At 43.2% G+C, this 5,382-nt stretch carries 6 protein-coding genes; 2 read left to right on the top strand and 4 right to left on the bottom strand.

The genetic code is table 11. From position 1 onward, the window contains the following. The first annotated feature begins 277 nt into the window (after window positions 1-277). The gene (locus tag A9E74_RS13300; RefSeq protein ID WP_069297085.1) at window positions 278-721 is read left to right on the top strand and encodes a DUF3465 domain-containing protein; all 444 of its coding nucleotides are present in this window, start codon (window positions 278-280) and stop codon (window positions 719-721) included. Further along, window positions 721-1,239 carry a DNA-deoxyinosine glycosylase gene (locus A9E74_RS13295; protein WP_069297084.1) on the top strand — a complete coding sequence of 173 codons (519 nt, stop codon included), beginning with the start codon at window positions 721-723 and terminating at the stop codon, window positions 1,237-1,239. The genes A9E74_RS13300 and A9E74_RS13295 overlap by 1 nt, the downstream gene beginning before the upstream one ends. On the opposite strand, the gene A9E74_RS13290 is transcribed toward A9E74_RS13295, so the two are convergent. The 4 genes from A9E74_RS13290 to A9E74_RS13275 form a co-directional block, all read right to left on the bottom strand. Continuing rightward, window positions 1,222-1,989, bottom strand: coding sequence for an EAL domain-containing protein (locus A9E74_RS13290; protein WP_069297083.1), 768 nt, complete (start codon window positions 1,987-1,989; stop codon window positions 1,222-1,224). The genes A9E74_RS13295 and A9E74_RS13290 overlap by 18 nt on opposite strands. A 255-nt stretch (window positions 1,990-2,244) precedes the next feature. Beyond that, window positions 2,245-3,675, bottom strand: coding sequence for a sulfate adenylyltransferase subunit CysN (gene cysN, locus A9E74_RS13285; protein ID WP_069297082.1), 1,431 nt, complete (start codon window positions 3,673-3,675; stop codon window positions 2,245-2,247). A gap of 114 nt (window positions 3,676-3,789) precedes the next feature. Further along, on the bottom strand, window positions 3,790-4,692 hold the full coding sequence (gene cysD / locus A9E74_RS13280; protein ID WP_069297081.1) for a sulfate adenylyltransferase subunit CysD: 903 nt from the start codon (window positions 4,690-4,692) through the stop codon (window positions 3,790-3,792). An 11-nt stretch (window positions 4,693-4,703) separates the two neighbouring features. Continuing rightward, window positions 4,704-5,382, bottom strand: a 679-nt coding sequence (locus tag A9E74_RS13275; protein ID WP_069297080.1) for a phosphoadenylyl-sulfate reductase, incomplete at its 5' end; no start/stop codon positions are given.

Genomic DNA, 5,382 nt, shown 5'->3' with positions numbered 1-5,382 from the left:
AACCGCCTATTATAACGTTGCTGGCTTATAACAGGAAATTATAAATGGCTATATTGATATTACTCGATGAGAAAATAATCCACTAAGGCCGAATAATTTAATCAATAATTCTTTATCATCGCTAACAATCATTAATTTTTGATGAATCTAAAAATCAATACTGCTGGAGATCAAAACCTTTGCTAGGGTCAAATGGTAAAAAGTTTATCATTTGAAAATGTCACCTATTTGAAAAACAACCACTCATCCGATTGAGTAGCTGTGGAGCAAATCAAGAATGTCGAAATTTACGCGTATGCAACAACGCATCTGGATCCTATTTGGCTTTGCCATTTTGATCTTTATGGGCAGCTTTTATGATCCCGAACCGCAAAATAATGTCTCTTCACCTGTTGGCAGTGTTGAGCAGCTGTTTGAACAGCGGCAAAGCGATGTTCAGATTGAAGTGTCCGGCACGGTAATCCGGCTGTTATCAGATGATAATGAAGGCAGTCGACATCAGCGGTTTATTATTGAATTACCTAGCAGCCAAACCCTGTTAATTGTTCACAATATCGATTTGGCACCAAGAATTGATGATATTAGAGAAGGCGACGAAGTCCGCGTTTACGGCGAATATATCTGGAATGATAAAGGTGGCTTAATTCACTGGACCCATCATGATCCAGCTAACCGTCATCCACATGGCTGGATAAGACATCAGGATAGACTTTATCAGTAATGCTAGAACTCGCTACCAGCTTTCCACCTATTGTCGGCAAAGCTCCAAAATCTCTTATTCTCGGCTCGATGCCAGGCATGGAGTCGTTAAAACAACAACGTTATTACGCCCATCCACGCAATGCATTCTGGCCCATCATGACCTCATTGTTTGGTGAATCAGCTAACTTAGATTATCAACAACGTTGTGATTTATTAATACAAAAGCAGATTGCTGTGTGGGATGTTTTGAAAAGTTGTCGCCGCCAAGGAAGTCTGGATCAGCATATTGAAACAGAAACGATAATTGCCAATGATTTTGTGGATTTTCTGCAGAGGCATCCATCAATAACTCAGATTTATTTTAATGGCGGCAAAGCGGAACAAGTCTTCAAACGTTATGTGATAAAACAATTGGAGGCAGCTGAAATTTCATTGATTTTTCACAAACTTCCTTCAACCAGCCCAGCACATGCTGCTATGCGTTTTGAAACCAAACGACAGCTTTGGCATCAGGCGTTATCAACGCCACCAATCTGATGTCGGCGTTGCCAGAGATTCAAAGCTTGGTTTGGCAAAATAATATCCCTGAAATAACTCAATGCCCATTTCTTGCAAAACATAAAGTTCGTCTGCAGATTCGATACCTTCAGCTATCACGGTAATGTTTAAATCCTTACAGAAAGCAATGATACCGCGGGTAATGGACTGCCGGACTTTATCATTATGTATGTTGCGTATTAAGGCCATATCCAGCTTCACTAAATCGGTCTGCATATTTGCCAGCAGGTTTAGTCCTGCATAACCAGCACCAAAATCATCTATGGCTGTTGAAAATCCTTGTTGTTGATAAGACTGAATAATGTTCTGCAGGTGAACATGGTCATTTATCTGCTCACCTTCCGTCACTTCAAAAATAATGCGTTCAATCGGAAAATTATAGATTTCAGCAGCTTCTAATGTCGTGCGTATACACAATTCGGGTTTATAGACCGCATTAGGCATAAAATTGATGCTGAGTTTTGAATCAATGTTGAGTTCTGCAGCAAGTTTGATTGCTTTGACTCGACATGCCTGATCAAAGCGATAGCGGTTACTGTCATTCACATTGGCAAAAACATGTGCAGCTCCTTGACCATCAACACCCCTTACCAAAGCTTCCTGCGCATAAATCGTTTGATCGGTAGTGTTAACAATGGGTTGGAAAGCCATTGAAAAATCAAAGCCCAGCAAGCCACTGTTTAAACATTCACCACACCCAATCTTTCGAAAATCTGCTTGTTCTTTCATTATTCACCATCCCGGTTTCGCAGAATGTAACCTAAATCACTGCTTGCTACTAAAACCGGTTCACATAATTCGCAAAAATTTTACAAAGTCACTTTAACAATTTTCGTTACGATGCCAAAACAGTACGCAGGCCTCAATAACATGGAGCAAACCATGAGCAGGATTTAATTGAAATCAAAAGAGAGGGTTCGATAGATTTTACACAATAAGCTGTAAGGTAAAATCAGGCCGCGAGCACGGCCTGATTTGTCTGGTTTATTTCAGTAGATCACTGATATCTTTGGCATCCCAATGTGGGAAGTGTTTACGGATTAAAGCATTTAATTCAAGCTCAAATGCTGAAAAATCCGTTGCAGCCACTGCCTCATTGGTAATACCTGTAATGGCTTCAGTAATCATACCAGCACCAATCGTTACGTTGGTCAGCCTATCGATAATAATAAATGCACCGGTAGTTCGGTTACGCTTGTAAGCGTCGAACACAACGGGTTTATTCAATGAAAATTCACATAAGCCGATTTCATTAAGTTTCAGCTCAGTCACATGATTATGAGCAAGAGTATTTACATCCACCTGATGATCAACTTGCGTCATGACGCCGGTACTGTCAGAAACGCCAACCTTAATGTTGTATTGCTTATTTGCTATTAGAGGTTGTTCCGTCATCCACACCACCATGGCTTTAAAACGACTGGATACATGTGGTTGATGATCACGATGCACAATCATATCGCCGCGACTGACATCCACTTCATCCTGCAGGGTAACGGTGATGGATTCACCCGGAACCGCATAATCAAGTTCACCATCATAGGTCACCAGCGCTTTCACTTTGCTTTCCTTGCCAGATGGCAATACCGTTATTTCATCACCAGGTTTAAGGATACCGGCAGATAAGGTGCCACAATAACCGCGGAAATTCAGATTCGGTCGACTGACAAATTGCACCGGGAAACGTGCATCTTGGGTATTGGCATCTTTACCGATCTCAATATTTTCCAGCAATTCCATCATTGTGTTGCCCTGATACCAAGGCATGTTTTCACTTCTGTTCACCACGTTGTCGCCGTTTAAGGCCGACATCGGTACAAAATGAATATCTTCGATTTCCAGTTCACGGGCAAATTCGCTATAGGCTTTACGAATATCGTTAAACACCTGTTCACTGAAATCCATCAAATCCATTTTATTAATGGCCACGATGATATGTTTAATACCCAGCAATGAAGCAATAAAACTGTGCCGGCGTGTCTGCGTCTGCATACCATAACGGGCATCGATCAGAATAATTGCCAACTGACAGGTTGACGCGCCGGTAGCCATATTCCGGGTGTACTGTTCATGGCCAGGTGTATCGGCAATGATAAATTTGCGTTTGGTCGTTGAAAAATAACGATACGCCACATCTATGGTAATACCCTGCTCACGTTCAGCTTGCAGACCATCGACCAGTAAGGCCAGATCGACCTGGTTGCCTGTGGTTCCGGATTTAACACTGTCACGTGTTACTGCCTCAAGCTGATCTTCATAAATCATTTTGGAGTCATGTAACAACCGCCCAATCAGAGTGCTTTTACCATCATCCACGTTACCGCAGGTCAGAAAACGCAGCAGTTCCTTATTTTCGTGTTGCTTAAGGTAGGCTTCGATATCGGACGCGATCAGCGCATCAGTTTCATATGTCATGTTGAGTGCCTGGTTTAATTATCTTTAACGGGGTCCAGATGCTCATTAATTTGAGCATCAAATTCAATTTATTCAGCGGCTTGATGAGGGATTCGCAGCCCCTCAACATCAAAACTAGAAATAACCTTCCTGTTTCTTTTTCTCCATCGAGCCGGCCTCATCGTGATCAATCGCACGACCTTGCCGCTCAGATGTCGTGGTCAACAGCATTTCCTGAATAATTTCAGGCAAAGTATCGGCATCTGACTTAACTGCTCCGGTTAATGGATAACAGCCCAATGTACGGAAACGTACTTTTTCCATACGGATTTGCTGGCCTTCCGGAATACGCATACGGTCGTCATCGACCATAATGGTGAGACCATTGTAATCAACGACCGGACGCTCGGCAGCGTAATACAGCGGGACAATCGGGATCTGCTCTAAATAGATGTATTGCCAGATATCCAGCTCTGTCCAGTTCGATAGCGGGAAAACACGAATGCTTTCGCCTTTATTTACTCTACTGTTATAAATATTCCATAGCTCAGGACGTTGTGCTTTGGGATCCCAGCGATGGTTTTTATCGCGAAACGAATATACCCGCTCTTTGGCACGAGATTTTTCTTCATCACGGCGTGCACCGCCAAAGGCCGCATCAAAACCATGTTTACTCAACGCCTGTTTTAATGCGTCAGTTTTCATGATGTCGGTATAGCGAGGATGATCAAAAGGGTTGATACCTGCGTCGACACCTTCCTGATTGGTATGTACGATAAGTTCGAGTCCCAGCTCTTTGGCACGCTGATCGCGGAACTTGACCATTTCCTGAAACTTCCAGGTGGTATCAATATGCATCAACGGGAATGGTGGCTTGCCAGGATAAAATGCCTTCATGGCCAGATGCAGCATGACCGCAGAATCCTTACCAATCGAATATAGCATGACCGGATTTTCAAACTCAGCGGCCACTTCACGCATGATATGAATGCTTTCGGCTTCGAGTTGTTTTAAGTGTGTAAGTTGTTTTTCAGTCATAATTTTCTCTGTTACTTAGCCTTTACGTGTAAGCCACATTCTTTGGTTTCAGGATTTTCCCACCACCAGCGACCCGCGCGAATATCTTCGCCCGGTGTAATCGCTCTAGTGCATGGGGCACAGCCAATACTGGCATAACCCTGATTGTGTAATTCGTTAAATGGAACATCAAAAGCGCGGATATATTTCCATACTTCGCCATTGGACCAGCCCGTCAGTGGACTGAATTTTTGTAGCTCATGGTCAGCATCCCATTCCGAAACCGGCAACTCATTGCGAGTGACGGATTGAGAGCGGCGCATGCCGGTCAGCCAGGCTTTTTTAGCAGCCAAAGCACGATTTAACGGGGCAACCTTGCGGATGCCACAGCATTGTTTTCGCATTTCAACGCTGTCATAAAATGCATTCGGCCCATTGTGAGTGACAAACTGTTCAATACTCAGGGTATCGGGATAATAAACCTCAACCTCAAGGTTATAATGCTGTTTTGCCTGCTGCATTAATTCATAGGTTTCTTTAGGCAGCCGACCAGTATCCAAAGTGAAGATGCCGATTTGAGGTGCGAACTTGGCAATCATATCCATCAACACCATATCCTCAGCACCATAACTGGTGGCGAGAATCGCAGGACTATAATCAGCAGCTATCTGCTCAAGCAATTGTTTTGCTGCATCGATTTTTAATTGAAGC

Source organism: Methylophaga muralis (assembly GCF_001720165.1).
Lineage (GTDB): Bacteria > Pseudomonadota > Gammaproteobacteria > Nitrosococcales > Methylophagaceae > Methylophaga > Methylophaga muralis.
The sequence above is the reverse complement of the archived record's forward strand: the minus strand, read 5'-3'. Positions and strand labels throughout refer to the sequence as shown.